A 20722-nucleotide genomic window follows, 5' to 3' on the forward strand; every position below is an offset into this window, starting at 1 on the left:
GCTTTCACAACTTACATTTTACTAAATACGATTTTTTCTTCATTACTAAATGGATCTGCTTCTTGTTTTAAAACGAAGGTTTCTCCAGTTTGGACAACATAAATCAACACTTCTTCGTTATTTGTATTATGTGTACGAATCGCATTTGCGAATTCACTGAATCGAATGGCATCGTCGAAATCAATCTTAGAAGGTTGATATCCTTTATCTATTTTTGAAATTAAACTGAACATCTTATAATCGATTTCTAGCTTAATTCTTTGTTTGCGCTCACCCACTACAAATTGAATGAATAAGGAGTTTCTAAATTGAACCACTTGCTCTTCATTTTTTATCGCCATACTGATTGGATCCAATGTAAAACTAACTGGTTTTGCTATACGATAACGCTTTGAAATTTTTGCATTCGAATCAAACAAATAATTTTTTTGATCTTTTTTAAATCCAAACCATAACATAAGTGCATTCTCAAATTTCTCGTAGAGAGTTTTAAGTTCATATTTTTGACCAGTGTAATAAGCAAATAGATATTTTGAGAATGATTCAATCGTTGTCTGTGTAATATTCATTTCTCTCGGGTTAGACAAATAGAGTAGTCTTAGTAATGATTGTGTGTACTCGTTAACCAATTCACGATCTAATAGATCAAGTTCATATGTTTGACGAGTCAATTCGTCAAATCTAGAGATAAATCCACTCACATCTGACTCTAAATTGATTTGAAGAATGATTTCATCTATCTCTTTGGAACGAGAAGCAACCGGATCTTCATTTCTTAGCATGATTGATATAGGTGAGTCATTCTGAGCTGTAAATATTTTTTGATGAAGGCCATGTATAAGTAACGTCTCAAGTACAATTTTTTGTTTACTGATATTTGTCCAATTTCCTGGAATCATAATTTCGTATATTAAGTTAAAAAATTGGCGCATAGATAAAACTGCTTTTTCTTTTAAAAGAGAACTTGCGATGATGTTTACGAAGTTGCGTTTCACTTGTTGATTACCCATAAGTAAAAAATTGCGATGGATAATCGAATCGATCCCTCTCTTTACATCTTCTTGATAGGCCAAATAAAATGGGTTTTCTTCATTTTGATCGAACATTTTTGATAAAATACCCATTAAGAAATTCGATTCTACGCCGCCTTTAGTAAGTTCATACATTGGATAATCTGAGAAACTGACCATGGAAAAATGATCATGTTGCGTTGCTTGGGAGATCTCATTCTCAAAAATACCTGATTGCTCAATATATGAAATCAATGAATTGAACGTGTAATGATTATCGAATGAACTCACGAAGTCATATAAAAATTTATGTAATACCCCTAAGTTGATCGCCAGTACAAACTCTTCCGAACCTTCATTCAGGTGCTGATCGGAAAATGGAATTAATTTTTCAAGTAAAGTCTCCATTGCAGTCTTACGAGGAGAAAGACTTTCTGTCGCATCATTCCAAATTTTATTTTTATATCGATTCATCAGTTCAGGTTCTGCCGATTGAAGATGTGAAAGAATATGCGATTTTCCATCCCCTACACTACCAATTAATAGCGTTAATCGTTTTTGGGCAGGTTGCTGAAGCATCTGAATTAATTTCTTTTCGATCGGGCGTTCTACGTGTAAATACTGCTTTAATGAACTCAATGGGAGTTCTGCACTTTCAACCGCCTCTTTTGAAGATTCATTTAATCTTGACATCAGGTTATACAAATAGCTTTCGCCATCTGTTTCAATTTGAGGTAAAAAATCAAATAGCTTATTTGTTTCTTTTTTCTCTCCCACGATTCTTTTTTCAATAGGATCTTCTTTTGTTGAAGCAGAACTGAGTGCTTTTAATTTTTCTTCTAGTTGCGCTTCCAAGATTTTTAAGATATCATCATGCCCTCGATCACTGTTCTTTTCAGCTGGATGAGTCGGTGGAGCGTATCTAGGTATAGATGGTGGGTTTTCATAACTAAGGACATAAGACTCAACAATGTTGTATAAACTCGACCAGATTTTCGGTAGAATTTCATGCGCCTCTTTAGTGAACAATTCATGTGCAGCACTGTTTCCGTTTCTTCGAACGTAATGAAGATCCGAAGCCAATTCGCGGTCGATGATTTCTTCAGACTGTAACAAACGAATGTTATCATTTAAGTTGTATGTATTTTGCAAACCACTTACTTCTAGCCATTCATTCACGATTGCTTCAATCATTTTTCTGGCATTTAGAAGAGCAAAGTCTGTTTCTTTAGAATAATATTTATCTTCTACAATCTGGGCCAACTCTTCCGCTTTTGGATTAATTGGTTTTAGAAATGAGAAAAAGTATTCCATGTTATTCATTCCTTTCAATCACCTTGATAACTTTTTTATTAACTATATTCTTTATTATATCTATAATAAGGGTATATGGTAGGTTTTACCTACTCCTATATATGATAAAGGAGCTATTATATGGATTCAAGAATTCTATTCCCTTCTTTACCAAAATGGTTCACTCCACGAGACTATCAATTGGAAGCTATACAAAAGTGGTCTGAAAACGACTACCGCGGTTTACTAGAGATGGCTACGGGTACTGGAAAAACATTAACCGCTCTCACAGCCATAACAAAACGGCATGAAGAAACGAATCGGTTAGCAATCATCATTTTATGTCCTTATCAACATTTAGTAGATCAATGGGCGAAGGATGCTGAATCCTTTGGGATGAATCCAGTTCTATGCTATGGTTCAAAATCTCAATGGACATCAATTCTATCTGGAAAAATCACTCAATATAATTTTAAAATACAAAATTTTATATGTGTAATTACTACGAATAGCACATTTAAAAATGTTCATTTTCAAGCTCAACTTAATCGAATTACGGATGGCGGAATGATTGTTGCCGATGAGGCGCATAATTTAGGTACAAAGCAATCGCTTCAATCGCTTCCTACAGCTTTTAAAAATCGATTAGCACTTAGTGCAACTCCAATTCGACACCATGATGGTAGCGGAACTGAACAGTTATTAAATTATTTTGGTGGGTCAATATATAAGTTTACTTTGGAAGAAGCGATTAAAAAAGGGTTTTTAACAAAGTATTATTACTACCCACACCTAGTCTCCCTTACAGAAGATGAACTGGAAATTTATCATGAGCTTACGAATAAAATTTCAAAATTAGTTAATCTATCTGACCAACAATCAATTGAATCGACCGGAAGTACTACTGGGCTACTTGAAATGTTGTTAATTAAGCGCGCTCGATTAATTAATTCAGCTAAGCAAAAAGATATTTTGTTAAAGAAACAACTGAGTATGCAAGAAACTCTTGACCACACTATAGTGTATTGCGGAGACCATTCTATAGAGGACCAACGTCATGTAGATCATATTACACAATTTTTAAACGAAGATTTGAACATATCAGCGAAAACTTTTACCTCAACTGAATCGAAAGAACTTCGACAGATTCTGTTAAAGGAGTTTTCAGAGAACGCGATTCAAGCGCTTGTTGCTATCCGATGTCTAGATGAAGGAGTAGATGTTCCTTCTGCTGAGACTGCTTATATTTTGGCTAGCACAACCAATCCAAAAGAGTTCATTCAACGTCGTGGACGAATTTTACGTAAACATCCTGGAAAAGAATATGCGTATATTCATGATTACATTGTCATTCCACGTCCTTTGACAGAAATTGATTTACTAACTGACAAAGAATTTAATATTGAACGCCGGTTATTGATGAATGAGTTAAAAAGGGTAAATGAGTTCGCATCAATATCTGAAAATCATTACCAAGCACTACAAGTTTTAAATCCTATAAAAGAGGCATTTAATCTAGTCGATCTATAACCAATTGAGAGGTGAACATGATGAGTCAAAACCATTCAAACAGCGAAAATGATGTGTATGCACTGTTAAGCGAGTTATCCGAAACAGAACAACAAATTCTACAAAATATCATTCGCTTAGAAAAAGATTATTTAGATAAAGAAGGTTCATTCACTGCTGCGCAATTACCTGATGAATTTTCTAAATTAATCAAAAAGGAGTTTATCTGACATGATTCTCAAGCAAGTAATCATTGAAAACTTCCGTCAATATTATGGGCAGAATACGATTGAATTTGCACACGGATCAAGCAAAAATGTTACTGTCATCCACGGTGAAAATGGAAGCGGTAAAACAGCATTACTTACAGCTTTGATTTGGGGATTTTATGGACGAGAACTTAAATTACCGAATCCTGAGTCTATTTTTAATAATAAAGCTGTTCAAGAAAATACAAACAATAAAAATGACTTAATCACAGCGGTACAAATTAAATTTGAACATAACGATTATGAATACGAACTACGTCGTATGTTATACGCGAAGTTTGATTCTGAGCACAATATTCTTAATTTGCCAAAGAATAAAACAATCAATCAAAAAGTTGAATTGACTAAACGGAATGTAGCTACAAATCAATCTACTAAAATTAGAGATATCTCATTCGAAATTAATCGCATTTTACCGTATAAATTGCATACGTTCTTCTTCTTTGACGGTGAACGAATGGACCATTTAGGAAAGAAAGAAGCTTATTCGGAAATTCGTGATTCCATTAAGAGAATGATGGGATTGGAGTTATTCGATAACTCTATTGAACATTTAAGTAAAACTATAATTAAACTTCGCGACGAAGTATCTAAAAATGTAAAAAGTGAATTGAGCGACAAGTACTTGCGCATAAATCAACTTGAAGATGAAAAAATAAAGAAGAAACAGCAACTTACTGAAACAAGACAAGAACTTTCGGCTGCCCAAAGTGAATTGAAAAGTATTGAAAATGCTTTACGTAACGGTGAAGAAACGAGAACCTTTCAAGTCACACGTGATCACTTAGTTGAGTCAATTAAAGAAACGAAAAATGCATTTGATGAGAAATTAAATGAGTTGAGAATCCTACTTTCCCGCTCAAGTCACTTAGCTTTTTCAACCTTACCAATGAAAAGATTCCAGCGCATTGCATCTACAAATGACCAGGATTCAATTGAAAAATTGATTCATCCTGATTTGATTCCTTCTTTAGTGTCGAAAGGGAAATGTTTGTGTGGACAAGAACTTGAGACAACATCAATTGCATCATTAGAAAAAGTTCAGCAAGAGGTCTTAAATTTATCGAGTTCAAAAAATGAAATGGATCAACTTTATTTCCGCTTAAGTGGTTGGGAAGTTGCTAGAACCCATTTTTACACAGAAATGAGACGACTCGTTAGTGAACGTGAAGAATTGAGAGAAAACCTTAGAGGATTGGAAGACGAGTTACGAGAAATTGAGGAACGTATGAAAGCAAGTTCACGCAATATCGAAAATTCATCCAATTTAATCGAGAGAGAATCCTCGATTCGAACTGCAATCGTTAAAGCAGAGGCTGCTATAGAAAGTTTACTTCGATCAATTGAGGAAATTTCAAAAGAAGAAGAGTTATTAAATAAAGAGGTCAGTAAACTGACTAAAGCAGAAGAAAGACAATTAAAACTTCAACTTGCTCTAGAGTCTGCTACGAAAGTGAAAAACACTTTGATTGGGCTTTTAAAGCTCAGAGAATCCCAAGTAAAAACCGAATTAGAAGAAAAAATCAAACTAACCTATTCTCAGTTATTACGAAAAGACTATCCAATCTCACTTACTGATAATTACGAACTTCTCGTTTCAGATGTAAACGGAGGAAGTATTGGTTTATCTCAGGGAGAATCACAGATTACAAGTCTTGCTTTCATCGGTGCTATAGTAGATTTAACTAGGGAGTACAAAGACAGAGAAAAAGGTCACGCGTTAGATGAAGATTTAAAACTCGGAAATATTTTTCCACTTGTAATGGATTCTCCGTTTGGAGCACTCGATGCAGACCATCGTTCTCGCGTTGCAATAAATTTACCAAAATTATCAGATCAAATTGTTGTGATTGTATCTACTTCACAATGGCGTGGAGAAGTGGATGAAGCCATTAATCATCGGATTGGAAAATCATATAAATTACTCAATCATACAAATGAAGGCACTGGGGAATATACGGAAATTATGGAGGTAATGTAATGGCAAAGCGTTCCGTGCGTCGAGATAGTACACAAGATCATATGTATACAGCGTTAAAAGAAGACGCTCAACTTTTTGAAACCTATAAAGATGCTTTCATGGCAGCATTATTGTTCGGTTATAGCAATGAACGAAGAAAAAAAGTAAAACCCGGTCCTGAAATTTTACTTGGCATTTTTTCAGAACAAGATTTGCAATTCATGAAATTGATCATGCATTTAGAAAATACATTTGAACGTTTTTCAATCGAAAATGATTCTGAGGATGAGTCAGATGTGACACTCGAGAACTATGATATTATCGAGGAATACGCTGCTGGCGGATTAGATGCTCTTTATCAAGAGTTAGAAATGTTCTTAACCGACCCTGAGTCGGCGCAAAATGCTTACTTAGATTTAATGCTTAAATATGAACAAAAAGAATTCAATACCGAAGATTTAATCAATGAACTTCCATTTAATTAATAAAAATTGCCTACAAATTCTCACTCATTTGTAGGCGATTTTTATTAATCCAATACCTCTTCCAAAAACAGACCTTTCTCAAATCCGCCCTTTTGCTCACGTTTCTTTGCTCGAATCGATTCCATTTCTTCGAATGAGGCACCGTGCATCTTACCAAGAGCATACGCTAGTTCTAAAATATCAACCAATTCTTCCAAACATTCTTCGTCAATATTGGCATCTTCATACTCTTTCAACTCTTCGTATAGTTTCAATCTAGCATTTTCAAACTTCTCAGCTTGATTCAAGTGTTTAACGATCACTCGTTTCCCCTCTGCCTGAATTAATTCAGGCACTCGATCACGCACCAGCTTATTATATTTCACTTTCGATACCTCCTACTCCACCACCTCAAACGCCTTCACATACGCCACATGATCCAACATCACAATCAACTCGTCCTCAAATTGTACGAATCCATCGCTCGCATGCCGAAACGATTGGAAAATCGACTCCAATGCCTCATATCGTGTATCGGCTTCCACCATATACGTCAGCACTTCTTCGTTGATTAAATGGAATTCAATTTCGAATGATTTCATCTTCTCTCCTCCTCACTCTTCTATACCCGTTCCCCATTTGAAAAAAATACAGCTATACATTGGAATCTTTTTCCTATAATCTAAAATAGTCAGAATATTACGTACCCTTACATATTTTCACTAAATATTAGTTAAAGGAGAGATTTCACGATATGGCCTATCACTTCACATGCGAACACTTAACAAAACGATTTGATACGGGTGACGTCAAAACGGTCGCCTTACAGGACATTAACCTCCGCTTCGAACACGGGGATTTCATCTCCATTATCGGACCATCTGGGTCTGGAAAGTCGACGCTCCTCAGTCTGATCGGTACACTCGACCGTCCGACCGAGGGTACCTTGCTCTTCAACGACGAACCAATCTCGACGCTCTCTGCGAAACAACTCGCGGACTTCCGATTCGAGAACATCGGTTTCATCTTCCAACAGTTCCACCTCATCCCGACGTTGACGGCGCTTGAGAACGTCATGTCCCCACTCTTCGGACGAAAAGTCGATTACGACGTCCACGAACGTGCGCTCGAACTGTTGAAAGAGGTCGGTCTCGCTGACAAGGTCGATTCGTTACCATCCCAACTGTCCGGCGGTCAGCAACAGCGCGTTGCCGTCGCCCGCGCCCTCATCCACCGTCCGAAATGGCTCCTTGCCGATGAGCCGACGGGGAACCTCGATACACATACGGGTGACGTCATCTTTGACCTATTGATCCGCTTGAATCGTGAGAACGGATGTGGCGTCCTCTTCGTCACCCATGACCCGGAACTCGCCGACCAAGCCAACCGAAAAATCGAGATGCGCGACGGGCAGGTCGTCGCCATGAGCGACGTCCATCATGCTTAAGTTCATTTGGAATTCATGGTGGCGGAATAAGGAACGATTCATCCTGCTCATGGTCGGGATGCTCATCGTCAGTACCGGGCTCAGCTATCTTCTCGGCGTGACCCAGGCGAATAACGGGACGGTCGTCAACGAGCTGCAAAAACGTTGGGATTCGTCTTATCACATTGTCGTCCGTCCGGAAGGCAGCCGAAGCGTGACCGAGGGCTTGAACTTGCTCGAGCCGAACTATATGAGCGGGCTTGAAGGCGGGATCACGCGCGAACAGTACGAAACAATCCAACAGATTGCCGACATCGATGTCGCAGCTCCAATCGCGATGATTGGGTCGACTTATTCGAGCTCGTTCACGCAAACGCACACTTTTGATAAAGCGGGTCTCTATCGCCTTAAGATGAACACACTCATCGATACAGGCATTGAAAAAATCAATGACTTCCAAGACTTGAAAGCCTACTTTTGGGTCGGCTGGATGCCAAACGGTGATTCCACTCACATCGGCATCGGCCCGACCGCCCTATATGAAGAATTCCCACTCAGTTACGGAAGTGATGTCATGCTCGCCGGGATTGACCCGGTTGCCGAAGCGAAACTCGTCGGGTTAGACGATGCCGTACAAGCGACAGAGTTCAGTCGTTACTTCAATGAAGAGGATGTCCCAGAGCCTTACGACGAAGACATCACGACGATTCCAATTTTGATGAGTACAAAAGACTACGTCGATGCCTCAATCAACTACACCATCGAAGAAGTCGATGCCGATACGAGCGACGCAGAAAAATTCATCAATACGTATTTAGAGAACGGAAAAGAGGAATACCTCGATAGCCTGAAAGGTACAGAGGTTGCCTCATACGACTTTACAGCACAACAAATGCACGACAACATCACGAAACATATTTTAGAAGGAAAATCACAGCCACAAGATCCTCGTCTCACCGTGGAATACACTTGGCTTTCCGAGAAGGCGTCACCTCTTGTCTATGAAGGCGTGACGAGCCCGTTCCCGAAACGGTGGCCATATTCGTATCAAATCAAACCGTTCCTCGCTGAGGGTCAAGTGAAGTATGGGCAAGAAAGTATGTATCGTAAGTCCAATTTATACGCAGAAGACCTCAACGAAGTGCCGAAAGTGAAATATAACTACATCGGCTTATTCGACCCATCGAAACTGAAGCTGTCGAAAGACCCGTTGACGGAACTTCCGATGGAGACGTATTTCCCGGCAAGCGCCGAATGGGTCATGAACTCGAAAGACGAGCCGGTCAACCCACCGACGACCGTCAAACCGACGAATAACCCATATAGCTTCTTGACGAAGCCACCGTCAATGTTGACGACACTCGATGCGGCGTTCGCCATCGCCGGTGACAAGGCCATCTCGGCCATTCGCGTCAACGTAAAGGGCGTGGACGTCTTGAACGAAGAAAGTGAAGCGAAGCTCCAAGCAGTCGCCAAGGAGATCGAGGATAAGACCGGTCTCATCACCGATGTCACGCTCGGTTCGTCTCCACAATACGCCGTCACCTATCTCCCTGGTTTAAAAGGAGAAAGTTCGCTCGGTTGGATTCAGCAGCCATGGATTAAAATCGGTTCATCGATCACGATTTTCCAAGAAGCGAAACTCGGCTTCTCCGGTGTCGTCGCGAGTGTCATCCTCGTCGCGATGCTGTACGTGTTCAGCTCGAACATCATCATGTTGTACGCACGGAAGAAAGAGTTCGCCATCCTCTTGTCACTCGGTTGGCGGCCGAGTCAGCTGTCGAAACTGTTATTCTTAGAAGCCACAATCCTCGGGTCGATGGTCGCGCTCATCTCGTGGATGATTCTCGGAACGTTCCTTTGGACGGCGGCGGGCTCGACTTCGATTACCCGTATCTTATTGATCGGGCTAGCCGGTCTCTTGATTTACTGGCTCGGGACACTCATCCCGATTCGACTCGTCCGTCGCATCAAGCCATATGAAACGATGCAGTCTGGTGAAGTCTCAAAAGGCCGACGTCTCGGCCGCTCTCGCTCGAGCATCGGCATGAGCTTGAACCAACTCGTGACGTATTGGCCACGGACGTTGTTGTCGATTCTCGCCATCGCTTTACCGACGAGTCTGTTCGGCTTCTTCTTGTTCGTCACGTTCCGCCTCCAAGGTGTCTTGTATACGACGTGGATTGGGGAGTTCGTGGCACTTGAAGTCGGGACGATGCACTACGTCGCTATGGGTGTCGCCCTACTGATTGCGATGCTCACGACGACCGAAATCATGTGGCAAAACGTATCCGAACGAAAGCCACAACTCGCCGTCTTGAAAGCGCTCGGTTGGCAGAACACGTCCATCCGTCGTCTCGTCTTGACGGAAGGTGCATTGACCGGATTCTTCGCCGGATTACTCGGTGTGACGTTCACCATCATCATCGTCACGATCATGTATCAACAGTTCCCGACGTCAGAGCTACCGTTCTTGTTTGCGACCATCTTCATCCCGGTCGTAACAGGTATCTTAGGTGCACTCCTTCCTGCTGAACGTGCGGTGCGCATCACGCCGGCTGAAGCGATTGGTGGGCATGTCGTCAACCAAAAACAAGTCGAGAAACGATTCCGCTTCGTCCTCGGGACGACGGCGACGGCACTCGTCGTTGGAATCATCAGCTTGTTCGTCTTCACATCACCAGAAGTCAAGCCGGTCACGGAAGAAGCGAAAGCGACACCAGCCCCGACCGCACAGACGACGGGTGCGAAACAAGCTGATTTAAAAGCAGATAAGCCGAAAGAAGCCAAAGCCACCACACCGAAAGAAGATGATCTTCAAAAAATCATGAACCTCGGTACGTTCCAAACGTTTATTGGGGATCCACAAATGAAGAAACGTGAATTCCAAGTGGGTGAACCTGTTTACGCCTCTCCGGATGGGACCAAACCGGAAGATGGCAAACGATTCGTCAGCCTACCGATCTCGTTGTACAATGAACCAGATCAGTATGAGGGCACGATGGATTATCGTCCAAACGGTTTCCGCATGTACACGCCAGATGGCACAGAATACAGTCCGGTCGACATGGTCAACCATAACAAGAAAGCATTCCGTGGTGGATTCATTTATACACCAGGCGAGAAATCCGAAATTGATTTAGTCTTCCTTGTTCCCGAGAAAGCGAAGACGCTCATCTTGTATGCGTCAAGCGGCGCCATGCCGAAAGTGTATACCGTCAAAATTGACGTGCCGTAAACGAAACAACGTCGCCCCGGAGTCGAGGCGACGTTGTTTTTCATTCGGCTTCTTTCACGATTTCAACACGTACTCCTGTGTCCCCGACTTTTCCTAGGTTTTCTACGGTCGGGTCTTCATACGCCAACACATGAAACTCCTGCTCGATCGTACGGATGACATAATGCGCGAGCGCGCCACGGTTACGGTTCACCGGATGAATAGCCATCCGTTCACTGGCGAATGACATCAGGCGTGATGCGGACAGTTTTACAATCGGATGCTCGTTCCATAACCCGTCTTCTTTCATTCCGTGCTCTTCTTGTGTCCCTAAAAAGACGGCGTACTGTTCGAAGCGAACTCGGATGAGGTCGCGATTAGCGTCCCATGTGAGGAGCATCGTCGGATTCGCCGCTCCATAAAATGTCCACTCTAACGGGTAATACGCCTCATTCTTCATCTGAAACGATTCCATGTCGAGTACGTAGCGCTCGGTCGACATCAAGTAGTGTAAGTCTAGATTCATGAATAATCCCCTCCTAGAACATACGATATCTCCTTATATGACTCCCCCGTCATTACGTGATCCCTCATCAATTTCTACAAATTCTGCTTCGATGATTTCAAGATTTTCACGCTTGACTGTTTCCACACTTTCAATAAACTCCGCTTCCGTCATGTTGACTCCTTCTTCAAGTGCATGCATGAGACGATTGCCCATCTTCGTCATCGATGAGTACGTGATCCCTCCTGAGATGACACCACCTGCGAGTGGGATCATCTTTGAGATCCCTTTGGCGAACGTATCTTTCGTCATCTTCACCCCGATCATCGCCGACATTTTCTTGATGATTGGATAGTACACTGTTTTCATCAGCGCTTTGTTCGGGATTTTTTTCAAAGCTTCTTTCGATAATTGTGCGGACAATGCCTTGATGGTAGCCGTCGCACCGCCCACTCCGAACATGACACCTAAAAAGAGAATTAATTCTCCATTCACCCGTTCGACATCTAATTCTCCATCTTCCCAAAAGTCATCGTACCCATATAAATACCCGATTTCTTGCGCTAAACGGAGGGCGAAACCGAAGAATTGCGCCGTATCGGCCGGAATCGTTGCGGCGAGACCGATGCCTCCAGGTAGACCGGCTGCAAACGATGCACTCGAACTTTTCATCGTCTGATTGGTAATATTTCGCTTCGCTACTTTTTTGATGACTGAAAGAGGGACCTTTGCTTCAAGCGGTCCCTTTTCGACAACCTCTGCCAACTGAGTCGCTGGCACGTACTTACTGAAACTTTGGGCTAAAAATTCTTTTCGATCTACTTTCACTCCAGGCAATTTCACTGCATTCGTCATCAAGACTTCAAACACTTCTGACCCGTTCGCCATGACCTACACCTCAACCTTCTTATGTATCTCGTTCCATAATCTAGTTTTAGTATATCGATTTCCTCACACGAATTGTAAAAAAATTTCCTTTCACCCATATATTTTATATTCAAGGTCCCTGAAATCAAAAAAAGGGAGCATCCAAACGGATTCTCCCTCTTCCCTCAATAAAAGATATACCATAGTGCCGCTGCCACTAAGAACAGCCCGGCCCCGATGAACAAAATCTTTGCCAATCGTTCGTATACCATGTCTTCACCTCACCAATGCCGCGCCGACGACGAGGGAGACCCCAATCGACAGCAAGAATGCCAACAACCCGACGGCGATATTCCCTTGTTGAATCTCATCGTTCACCTTCAGTGTCGGTGTCAAAAATTCAAACAACCAGTATGTCGCGAGGAGCAAAATGAATCCAAAACCACCCCCGACGAAGATGTCGATTGTGCTATCATGATGGCTCTCGACGACCCGGAAGATGTTGGCGAGACCGACAATCTTCCCGCCTGTCGCCAAGGCGACGGCAATATTTCCTTTTTGAATCTCACGCCAGTTGCTGTACGGCGTTGTCACCTCGAAGATGGCAAGACCGACGACAATCATCAGTCCCGCCATCGAATAGAGGCCGAATGACTCCAGCATAACGGCAAACGTAATCGTACCCATTCCCGACTCCCCTTACTTCAGTTCGACGACCGTGACACCGAGTCCACCTTCACCCATTCCTCCTGGGCGCTGGCTCTTCACGTGACGATGTCCTTTTAAAAATTCTTGTGTCGCCTGACGCATCGCTCCGGTACCTAATCCGTGGATGATGCGGACGTTATCATAGCCCGACACGAGTGCTTCATCGATATACTTGTCTAGACGCATGAGTCCCTCTTCGACACGAACGCCACGGAGGTCGAGCTCGGACTTCGTCGAGCTCTGACGTTTAAGCGAGCTGCCTTTCGACTGAAGCGACTTCTCTTTCGATGGACCGATCTTCTGAAGGTCGTCCGCTTTGACGTTCACTTTCATGATGCCAACTTGGACGTTATACTCATTGTCGTTGATTTGTTTCACGATGTAGCCTTTTTGATTGAACGTCGTCACTTTCACTTCTTCGCCCTTACTGAACGTACGTTTCTGCTGGGCTTTTTGTTTCACTTTTTGAATCTTTTTCTCTTGAAGCGTCGGTTTTGCCGATTCGAGCTCTTTCTTCGCCGCGATAATCTCGTGCTCTTTGACGATTCCTTGCTCACGTAGCTTCTTCAAGCGGTCGATGACTTCGTTCGCTTGACGCTTCGCCTGTTCGACGGCCTTCTCGGCTTTCGCCTCGGCCGCTCTATACAAGTTGTCGCGTTCGCGCTCAAATTCGGTCATCTTCGCTTCGAATTCGGCCTGCTCTTCTTCAAAGTCATGGCGCTTGACGATGAGCTCTTGCTCGAGCTGCTCGGCGCGTTGTTTCGCTGCTTCAAGCTTATTGATCATCGATTCGACTGATTCTGCATCACTACCGACGTGGCTACGTGCCTTGTCGATGACTTGCTCAGACAGTCCGAGACGACGACTGATCTCGAAGGCGTTCGAGCGACCCGGTACGCCAATCAAAAGACGGTACGTCGGGCTGAGCGATTCGATATCAAACTCCATCGAGGCGTTCATGACACCTTCGCGGTTATAAGCGTATGCCTTTAGTTCCGAGTAGTGTGTCGTCGCAGCGACACGTGCCCCGCGGCGTTTCACTTCATCTAAGATGGCGATGGCAAGGGCAGCCCCTTCTTGTGGATCCGTCCCGGCACCGAGCTCATCGAAGAGGACGAGTGACATGAAGTCGATTTTGTCGAGCATGCCGACGATGTTTGTCATATGCGAGCTGAACGTCGAGAGACTCTGTTCAATCGATTGCTCATCCCCGATATCGGCATAGACCGCGTCAAACACGGAAAGCTCTGTCCCGAACTCTGCCGGCACGTAGAGACCTGATTGCACCATCAATTGAAGGAGTCCAATCGTTTTCAACGTGACGGTTTTCCCGCCGGTGTTTGGTCCGGTGATGACGAGTGACGTGTAGTCTTCTCCGAGCTCGACTGTGATCGGTACGACCTCATCTTTCGGGATGAACGGATGACGTGCCTGTTTCAACTTGATTTCTCGATTGTCGTTCAACTTTGGCTCGGTCGCTTTCATCTCTTGTCCGTATGCGACTTTCGCAAAGATAAAGTCGAGTTCGGCCAACACCTCGAGGTTCGTCATGATGGCATCATGGACCCCACCGACCTCGTTCGAGAGAGCACTTAAAATCCGTTCGATTTCAGCACGTTCTTTCAGACGAACTTCTTGAATCTCGTTATTGATGGAGACGATGGCCTGCGGCTCAATGAAGAGTGTCTGACCAGAAGCCGACTGGTCATGGACGATTCCACCGAACGCTTGACGGTACTCTTGTTTGACCGGTACAACATAGCGATCGTTCCGGATTGTGACGATGGCGTCCGAGAGCATCTTCGCATTGTTGCGGAGGATGTTGTCGATACGTGACCGGACACTCCCTTCAAAGCTCCGGAGCTGTGTCCGAAGTCCACGGAGTTGTGGACTCGCGGAATCTTGGACAGTCCCTTGGTCGTCAATCGCATGACGAATCGCCTGTTCGACCTCGATGAGCTTCGTCAACTTGTCCGCATACTCGTCAAGACGTGGAATGCGAATCTCTTCGTTATCCTCGTGAAGCTTCTCGAAGAAGTTCTTCACTTGGCGTCCGCCATACATGACGGCAGCGACGGCGAGCAATTCGCTCGTCGAGAGGACCGAGCCGATTGCGGCCCGTTTCACTTCCGCACGGACATCCGTAAGCCCACCGAGCGGCAGACGGTCACGGAGACGAACGACCTCGGTCGCCTCTTTCGTCACGTTCAAATTCGAGAGCACCCGGTCGTATGAGTAGTCAGGTTGCATCTTCAGCGCCAAATCTTTTCCGAGCGAGCTCGCCGCGTGACCGGCAAGCTGTTGGCGCAATTTTTCATATTCTAATACGCGTAACGCGTGGTCCATCTAGCATGTTCCTTTCTATCGCTTCGCCGCAAAGAACGCCTTGGCGTCTTCAAACGTGAAGCAGTTGATAATATCTGATGGTTCGAGATAGGCTTTCCGTGCGTGCAACACACCGAGGGCCATGTCTTCCATCATATCTGGGTGGTGCGTGTCCGTGTTGATCATCACTTTGACGCCCGCTGCCTTCGCCTTCTTGAGCGTGGAAGCTGTCAGGTCGAGGCGGTTCGGGTTGGCGTTCAACTCGAGCGCCGTCCCTGTTTCTTTCGCGAGCGCGATCAACTTGTCCTCGTCGATTGGATAGCCGTCCCGACGACCGATGAGTCGACCCGTCGGATGGGCGATCACGTTGACGTACGGAGAACGACAGGCGTTCTCGAGACGAGCCATGATCTCGTCGACCGATTGGTCCATCTTCGAATGGATGGAGGCGACGACGTAATCGAGCGTCTCTAGAAACTCGGGTTCATAGTCGAGCGTCCCGTCAGGACGGATGTCCATCTCAACGCCTCGTAACACGTTCATATCATGTGTCTTCGCGGCCTCGCGGATTTCTTCCCCTTGTGCTTCGAGCCGTTCCTCGGTCAAGCCATTGACGAACGTCAAATACTTCCCGTGGTCGGTGATGGCCATCCATTCATAGCCGCGATCTTTCATCGCCACGACAATTTCGTCGACGGTCAACTTCCCGTCCGACCAGACCGTGTGCATGTGCGCGTCAGCCTTGATGTCTTCGAGCGTGACGAGCTTCGATAAGTCGTGCTCGAACTCTGCATGCCCCTCCCGAAGTTCAGGCGGGATGAATGGGAGACCGTACCGTTCGAACAATTCTTCTTCTGTTTTTGGTTGCCACAATCCGTCTGCTGTCTCGACCCCATATTCGGAAATGGACTCTCCTTTTGCTTTCGCGAGTTGACGCATGCGGACGTTGTGGTCTTTCGAGCCCGTGAAATGGTGAAGCGTCGCAGCGAACGCGCCTGGCTCGACCATACGGAAATCGACCGATACCATCTCTTCACGTTCGAGGACGAGCGAGACTTTCGTCTCGCCTGCCGCAATCACTTCGTTGATGAACGGCAAAGCGAGCAGCTTCTCACGTAGCTCAATCGGCTCCTCGGTCGCGATGATGAAGTCAAGGTCTTTACACGTCTCTTCGGCACGGCGGAAGCTTCCTCCGACCGAATGACGCAAGACGAGTGTCTCCTTCTCTAACACCTCATTGATTTCTTCAACGATTGGTCGCATGACTGCATAAGCCAATCGTTCTGGACGTGATTCGAGGTTCTTCGCGGCGGCGAGTAATTTCTCCACACTCTTCGCCCCGAAACCGGGTAGTGATGCAGCCGTCCCGTCTTCGAGTACACGGATGAGCGACTCCAAGTCGACGACACCGATTTCACGGAGTTTAGCAAGTTTCTTCCCGCCGAGCCCTTGAATTTTCAAGAGCTTCATCAAACCGAACGGAATCTCTTCTTGCAGTGCTTCAAGTACTTCACTGCGTCCTGTGTCTCGATACTCTTCAAGGACTGCAGCCGTCCCTTTCCCGATTCCTGAGATGGACGTCAAGTCGTCGATGTCCTCGAGTTCAAGGTCCGTGTTCTCTAGCGCTGTCGCCGCCTTGCGGAACGCATTGATTTTAAACGGGTTCTCCCCTTTGATCTCCATATATTGCGCGATTTTTTCGAGCAACATTATCGCTTCTACTTTATTCATATGCTTCCCCCTCTTCACACAGAAAAGACCGAGACACAAGCACTAGCTTGCATTCCGGCCTGTCGTGTCACAACATCTTATTTGAAAACCAATCCGATAGATATGGCGTGTCTTGAATGATATATGTCGCTAGCGACGATTTGTCGACGGCGTTTTGAACGCTCGCCATCGGCACGAACGCGATCACCCAAAGGATGAAGAATGTGATGACATATGCCTCGAAGAATCCGAGGACAGCTCCGATCACACCTTTTAATTGGCGCAAAATTGGCAAGTCCGTCAAGAAGTCGAGCATCGCCAAGATGAGATGCAAGACGAGTTTCGTGATGAGGAACAAGACGACGAACCAAAAGACGTTATAAAATGTCATCTCAATCCCTGAAAGGGAGTTGAGGTCCAACACGCCACCTGGGAGCGTCCCGTCGAGCTGAGACGGATACGGGATCCACAGCTTGAACGCTTCGGCTAACTCTTTATAGTACGTATTGGCGACGAGAAAACTGATGATGAGCGCGACCCAATGGCCGAGCTGTAGAATCGCGCCACGACGGAAGCCGTTGACGATTCCGATAAACAAGAAAAACAGTATAAGTAGCGTAACCATGGATTGATTTATTCTCCCATATTTCGTTTAGTTTTGACGTGGTCGCTCGCGATTTGAATCGCAGCCAAGACCGCTGCCTGACGAGCATCTAGATGAGGGGATTGTTCACGAATTTCGCGGATCTTACTGTCGACCAAAAAGCCTACTTCCCTCACGTGGTCAGCGGGTTCTTCGCTTACGATCGTATAGTCTTGACCCGCAATGTGAATCGTTGTTCGTTGTAACTGCACGCGCACCCCTCCTTTACGTCTGTCAGAATTAATCATAACATCGTTTTTATATTAGGAAAAGGAGAAGCCCCTTCCCTTGATATGTACAACATTTTCTAATACCCTTCTAAACAGTTGTCAAACGTCTTTCTTTAGAAAAATTGTAAGAGAAGGTGGCAACATTCCGTAAAATGTGCGAAAATATCAACTATTCAAACAAACAGAAAGGGTGATTGATTTGAAATTACGTATTGGCCTCTTAGGTCGCATCATCATCGCGATCGCTTTCGGTATTTTACTCGGGAGCATCGTACCAGAAAGTCAGAACTGGATTGTTCGGACGTTCGTGACGTTCAACACGGTCTTCGGGCAGTTCTTAGGCTTCGCTATTCCATTGATTATTCTTGCTTTTATCATCCCGGGTATCGGGGAACTTGGAAAAGGAGCAGGAAAGCTGGTCGGACTCACAGCACTCATCGCTTACGCATCAACCATCATCGCCGGAACATTAGCATACTTTGCAACAAGCAACTTGTTCCCGCAAATTTTGACACGGTCGACGACAGGAGCCGAAAATCCAGAAGAAGCCTTGTTGAAAGGGTTCATGGAATTTGAGATTTTACCTGTATTCGGTGTCATGACCGCACTTATCTTAGCTTTCGTCATCGGAATCGGGATTGCCGCGATCGAAAGCAAACGGTCACTCGACCTCGCCATGGATTTCCGCGATATCATCGAACTCTTAATCAGTAAAGTCATTATTCCATTACTTCCAATCCACATCGCCGGAATTTTCATGAACATGACGTACGCTGGTCAAGTCGCTGAGATCCTATCGGTCTTCTCGCTCGTCTTCGTCACAATCATCGTCCTTCATTTGACGATGCTCATGATTCAATATTCAATCGCAGGTGGTCTTAACAAAGAGAATCCGTTCAAGTTGCTCAAGACGATGATGCCGGCTTACTTCACAGCCATCGGGACGCAATCATCGGCCGCGACGATTCCAGTCACGCTTCGCCAAGCGAAGTTGAACAACACGGACGAAGGTGTCGCGAACTTCGTCATCCCGCTCTCGGCAACGATCCACTTGTCAGGGTCGACGATCACACTCACATCGGTCGGTGTCGCGCTCATGTACTTGAATGGCATGGCGTTATCCTACGCAATCATGCTTCCATTCATCCTCGCACTCGGTGTGACGATGATTGCAGCACCAGGTGTACCAGGCGGGGCCGTCATGGCATCGCTCGGATTGTTCGGCTCGATCCTCGGGTTCGACGCGACGATGCAAAGCTTGGTCATCGCGCTCTACTTGGCACAAGATAGCTTCGGGACAGCAACAAACGTCACGGGTGACGGTGCCATCGCGAAAATCATTCATTACTTCAAACACAACACAAAACTTCTCGACAACACGTCGTCGAAACAAGAAGATATCGCATAATGAACGACTCATAAACGGGCAAGCCATCAGGTTTGTCCGTTTTTGTCTACATATAATAAAGGAGAGAACCATATGGAATGGATTGAATGGAAAGACCCTGATCACTTCTCAGACCGCGTCATGACGGCATTACTCGACGAGGAGGCAAAGAATAGCCTCATGATTGGCGTCTTGAATAACGTCAAACAAGGAATCTATGAAACGTTTCATCAGTTCACAGTCGAAGAGGACGGGGAGCTTCTCGCCATCCTCCAAGTGACACCACCGCATCCACTTCACTATATCGTCGTGAAGACGGAGCGCTCGGACCTTCTCCCGTCTTTCATCATCCCCCACCTTTTGAAAGAAGCAGTCCCCTTCGCGGAAGTCGTCTCGGAACGACAGCAAGCGGAACGTTTCGGGAAAGTATGGCAGGAGTTGACGTCTGGGTCGAGTGAGATGTTCATGTCCCAAGGTCTTTATCGCCTCGACAGCGTGGAAGACATCGACATGGCAAAAGGCCACATGCGAGAAGCGACGAAGGCCGACCAGGCACAGCTCGAAGCTTGGTATAGTGCCTTCGAAGCCGAATCAGGTCTCCGATCATCTCCACCAGAGAAGGTGACGAAGGCTGTACAGACGATGCTCGACAGGGAAGAGGCTGTCTTTTGGGAAGTCGACGGACAGGTCGTCTCGTGTGCGAAACGCGCACGTCCAACTGAGAACGGAATCACCGTTTCATTTGTCTACACATCACCTGATGCACGTGGTAGAGGTTACGCGCGAAGTCTCGTTGCAGACCTTAGCCGCCAATTACTTGAGACGAAATCGTTCTGTGTCCTCTATACCGACTTGACGAACCCGACATCGAACAAAATCTATCGGGAAGTCGGTTACCGACAAATCATGGACTCTGCTTGGGTCCGACTCGCTAGATGAAACACATCGCCTCCCCTATACTAATAGAGGAGGCGATTTTTCATGAACAGATTATTCGGTTGGTGGCTCCGTATCCCCCGACAGATCCGATTGACCGCTTTGACACTTGTCACGCTCGCGATACTCGGCTATATGGTGTTCCTTGGAGGCCGGAGCATGCTCGATGACCCAAACTTCGAAACGCTATGGCTCAGTGTCATCGGTGCCTCCCTTTTGACGTTCATCGTCTATAGGGCAACAAAAAAGTGATCGACGCGTTC

The 20722-nt window shown here is 45.3% G+C and carries 19 protein-coding genes; 9 read left to right on the forward strand and 10 right to left on the reverse strand.

The genetic code is table 11. The features are described from left to right. Positions 1-11: 11 nt before the first annotated feature. A complete protein-coding gene (gene dptF / locus KNO79_RS09795; protein ID WP_214691178.1) occupies positions 12-2333 on the reverse strand; it encodes a DNA phosphorothioation-dependent restriction protein DptF in 2322 nt (773 codons plus the stop codon). A 111-nt stretch (positions 2334-2444) separates the two neighbouring features. Between dptF and KNO79_RS09800 the strand changes: the two genes are divergently transcribed. The 4 genes from KNO79_RS09800 to KNO79_RS09815 are packed head-to-tail and all read left to right on the forward strand — an operon-like array spanning position 2445 to position 6526. Further along, the gene (locus tag KNO79_RS09800; protein ID WP_214691179.1) at positions 2445-3833 is read left to right on the forward strand and encodes a DNA phosphorothioation system restriction enzyme; all 1389 of its coding nucleotides are present in this window, start codon (positions 2445-2447) and stop codon (positions 3831-3833) included. A gap of 20 nt (positions 3834-3853) precedes the next feature. Continuing rightward, positions 3854-4042, forward strand: a complete 189-nt coding sequence (locus KNO79_RS09805; protein ID WP_041917995.1) for a hypothetical protein — start codon at positions 3854-3856, stop codon at positions 4040-4042. Position 4043: 1 nt separating this feature from the next. Next, positions 4044-6062: an AAA family ATPase gene (locus tag KNO79_RS09810; RefSeq protein ID WP_214691180.1), complete on the forward strand. Its 2019-nt coding sequence runs from the start codon at positions 4044-4046 to the stop codon at positions 6060-6062. After that, positions 6062-6526, forward strand: a complete 465-nt coding sequence (locus tag KNO79_RS09815; RefSeq protein WP_015881057.1) for a hypothetical protein — start codon at positions 6062-6064, stop codon at positions 6524-6526. Before KNO79_RS09810 ends, KNO79_RS09815 begins: the two co-directional genes overlap by 1 nt. A 44-nt stretch (positions 6527-6570) precedes the next feature. Here KNO79_RS09815 and KNO79_RS09820 read toward each other — a convergent pair whose 3' ends face one another. Both KNO79_RS09820 and KNO79_RS09825 read right to left on the reverse strand, forming a co-directional pair. After that, positions 6571-6891: a nucleoside triphosphate pyrophosphohydrolase gene (locus tag KNO79_RS09820; protein ID WP_214691181.1), complete on the reverse strand. Its 321-nt coding sequence runs from the start codon at positions 6889-6891 to the stop codon at positions 6571-6573. A gap of 12 nt (positions 6892-6903) precedes the next feature. Next, on the reverse strand, positions 6904-7107 hold the full coding sequence (locus KNO79_RS09825; RefSeq protein WP_214691182.1) for a hypothetical protein: 204 nt from the start codon (positions 7105-7107) through the stop codon (positions 6904-6906). Positions 7108-7259: 152 nt separating this feature from the next. Here KNO79_RS09825 and KNO79_RS09830 point away from each other — a divergent pair, with 152 nt between their 5' ends. Continuing rightward, positions 7260-7952: an ABC transporter ATP-binding protein gene (locus KNO79_RS09830; RefSeq protein ID WP_074037586.1), complete on the forward strand. Its 693-nt coding sequence runs from the start codon at positions 7260-7262 to the stop codon at positions 7950-7952. Continuing rightward, on the forward strand, positions 7945-11169 hold the full coding sequence (locus KNO79_RS09835) for an FtsX-like permease family protein (protein ID WP_214691183.1): 3225 nt from the start codon (positions 7945-7947) through the stop codon (positions 11167-11169). Before KNO79_RS09830 ends, KNO79_RS09835 begins: the two co-directional genes overlap by 8 nt. A gap of 40 nt (positions 11170-11209) precedes the next feature. Here KNO79_RS09835 and KNO79_RS09840 read toward each other — a convergent pair whose 3' ends face one another. From KNO79_RS09840 to zapA, 7 genes are all read right to left on the reverse strand, one after another. After that, positions 11210-11674, reverse strand: a complete 465-nt coding sequence (locus KNO79_RS09840; RefSeq protein WP_214691184.1) for a hypothetical protein — start codon at positions 11672-11674, stop codon at positions 11210-11212. 33 nt (positions 11675-11707) lie between these two features. Further along, the gene (locus KNO79_RS09845; RefSeq protein WP_214691185.1) at positions 11708-12541 is read right to left on the reverse strand and encodes an EcsC family protein; all 834 of its coding nucleotides are present in this window, start codon (positions 12539-12541) and stop codon (positions 11708-11710) included. Positions 12542-12796: 255 nt separating this feature from the next. Next, complete coding sequence (locus tag KNO79_RS09850; protein WP_031421322.1) at positions 12797-13207, reverse strand: DUF350 domain-containing protein; 411 nt, start codon at positions 13205-13207, stop codon at positions 12797-12799. A gap of 12 nt (positions 13208-13219) precedes the next feature. Next, a complete protein-coding gene (locus KNO79_RS09855) occupies positions 13220-15574 on the reverse strand; it encodes an endonuclease MutS2 (RefSeq protein WP_214691186.1) in 2355 nt (784 codons plus the stop codon). A gap of 15 nt (positions 15575-15589) precedes the next feature. Beyond that, positions 15590-17284: a DNA polymerase/3'-5' exonuclease PolX gene (polX, locus tag KNO79_RS09860; RefSeq protein WP_214691187.1), complete on the reverse strand. Its 1695-nt coding sequence runs from the start codon at positions 17282-17284 to the stop codon at positions 15590-15592. Between the two features lie 67 nt (positions 17285-17351). Further along, positions 17352-17888, reverse strand: coding sequence for a CvpA family protein (locus KNO79_RS09865; protein ID WP_031421319.1), 537 nt, complete (start codon positions 17886-17888; stop codon positions 17352-17354). Between the two features lie 8 nt (positions 17889-17896). Further along, positions 17897-18118 carry a cell division protein ZapA gene (gene zapA, locus KNO79_RS09870; RefSeq protein ID WP_015881047.1) on the reverse strand — a complete coding sequence of 74 codons (222 nt, stop codon included), beginning with the start codon at positions 18116-18118 and terminating at the stop codon, positions 17897-17899. Positions 18119-18335: 217 nt separating this feature from the next. On the opposite strand from zapA, the gene KNO79_RS09875 reads away from it, so the two are divergent. From KNO79_RS09875 to KNO79_RS09885, 3 genes are all read left to right on the forward strand, one after another. Then, positions 18336-19544 carry a dicarboxylate/amino acid:cation symporter gene (locus KNO79_RS09875; RefSeq protein ID WP_251125223.1) on the forward strand — a complete coding sequence of 403 codons (1209 nt, stop codon included), beginning with the start codon at positions 18336-18338 and terminating at the stop codon, positions 19542-19544. A gap of 72 nt (positions 19545-19616) precedes the next feature. Continuing rightward, positions 19617-20462 carry a GNAT family N-acetyltransferase gene (locus KNO79_RS09880; protein ID WP_214691189.1) on the forward strand — a complete coding sequence of 282 codons (846 nt, stop codon included), beginning with the start codon at positions 19617-19619 and terminating at the stop codon, positions 20460-20462. Between the two features lie 42 nt (positions 20463-20504). Next, on the forward strand, positions 20505-20711 hold the full coding sequence (locus KNO79_RS09885; protein ID WP_214684821.1) for a hypothetical protein: 207 nt from the start codon (positions 20505-20507) through the stop codon (positions 20709-20711). Positions 20712-20722: the final 11 nt, after the last annotated feature.

This window comes from Exiguobacterium sp. s43 (assembly GCF_018617255.1).
GTDB lineage: Bacteria > Bacillota > Bacilli > Exiguobacteriales > Exiguobacteriaceae > Exiguobacterium > Exiguobacterium profundum.

Bases quoted from the DNA above. Each gene is read 5' to 3' on its own strand.
- KNO79_RS09835 (WP_214691183.1), top strand. From the start codon at position 7,945: ATGCTTAAGTTCATTTGGAATTCATGGTGGCGGAATAAGGAACGATTC.
- KNO79_RS09855 (WP_214691186.1), bottom strand. From the start codon at position 15,574: ATGGACCACGCGTTACGCGTATTAGAATATGAAAAATTGCGCCAACAG.
- KNO79_RS09840 (WP_214691184.1), bottom strand. From the start codon at position 11,674: ATGAATCTAGACTTACACTACTTGATGTCGACCGAGCGCTACGTACTC.
- KNO79_RS09845 (WP_214691185.1), bottom strand. From the start codon at position 12,541: ATGGCGAACGGGTCAGAAGTGTTTGAAGTCTTGATGACGAATGCAGTG.
- KNO79_RS09800 (WP_214691179.1), top strand. From the start codon at position 2,445: ATGGATTCAAGAATTCTATTCCCTTCTTTACCAAAATGGTTCACTCCA.
- polX (WP_214691187.1), bottom strand. From the start codon at position 17,284: ATGAATAAAGTAGAAGCGATAATGTTGCTCGAAAAAATCGCGCAATAT.
- KNO79_RS09830 (WP_074037586.1), top strand. From the start codon at position 7,260: ATGGCCTATCACTTCACATGCGAACACTTAACAAAACGATTTGATACG.
- KNO79_RS09825 (WP_214691182.1), bottom strand. From the start codon at position 7,107: ATGAAATCATTCGAAATTGAATTCCATTTAATCAACGAAGAAGTGCTG.
- KNO79_RS09810 (WP_214691180.1), top strand. From the start codon at position 4,044: ATGATTCTCAAGCAAGTAATCATTGAAAACTTCCGTCAATATTATGGG.
- KNO79_RS09865 (WP_031421319.1), bottom strand. From the start codon at position 17,888: ATGGTTACGCTACTTATACTGTTTTTCTTGTTTATCGGAATCGTCAAC.
- KNO79_RS09880 (WP_214691189.1), top strand. From the start codon at position 19,617: ATGGAATGGATTGAATGGAAAGACCCTGATCACTTCTCAGACCGCGTC.
- dptF (WP_214691178.1), bottom strand. From the start codon at position 2,333: ATGAATAACATGGAATACTTTTTCTCATTTCTAAAACCAATTAATCCA.
- KNO79_RS09815 (WP_015881057.1), top strand. From the start codon at position 6,062: ATGGCAAAGCGTTCCGTGCGTCGAGATAGTACACAAGATCATATGTAT.
- KNO79_RS09850 (WP_031421322.1), bottom strand. From the start codon at position 13,207: ATGGGTACGATTACGTTTGCCGTTATGCTGGAGTCATTCGGCCTCTAT.
- KNO79_RS09805 (WP_041917995.1), top strand. From the start codon at position 3,854: ATGAGTCAAAACCATTCAAACAGCGAAAATGATGTGTATGCACTGTTA.
- KNO79_RS09885 (WP_214684821.1), top strand. From the start codon at position 20,505: ATGAACAGATTATTCGGTTGGTGGCTCCGTATCCCCCGACAGATCCGA.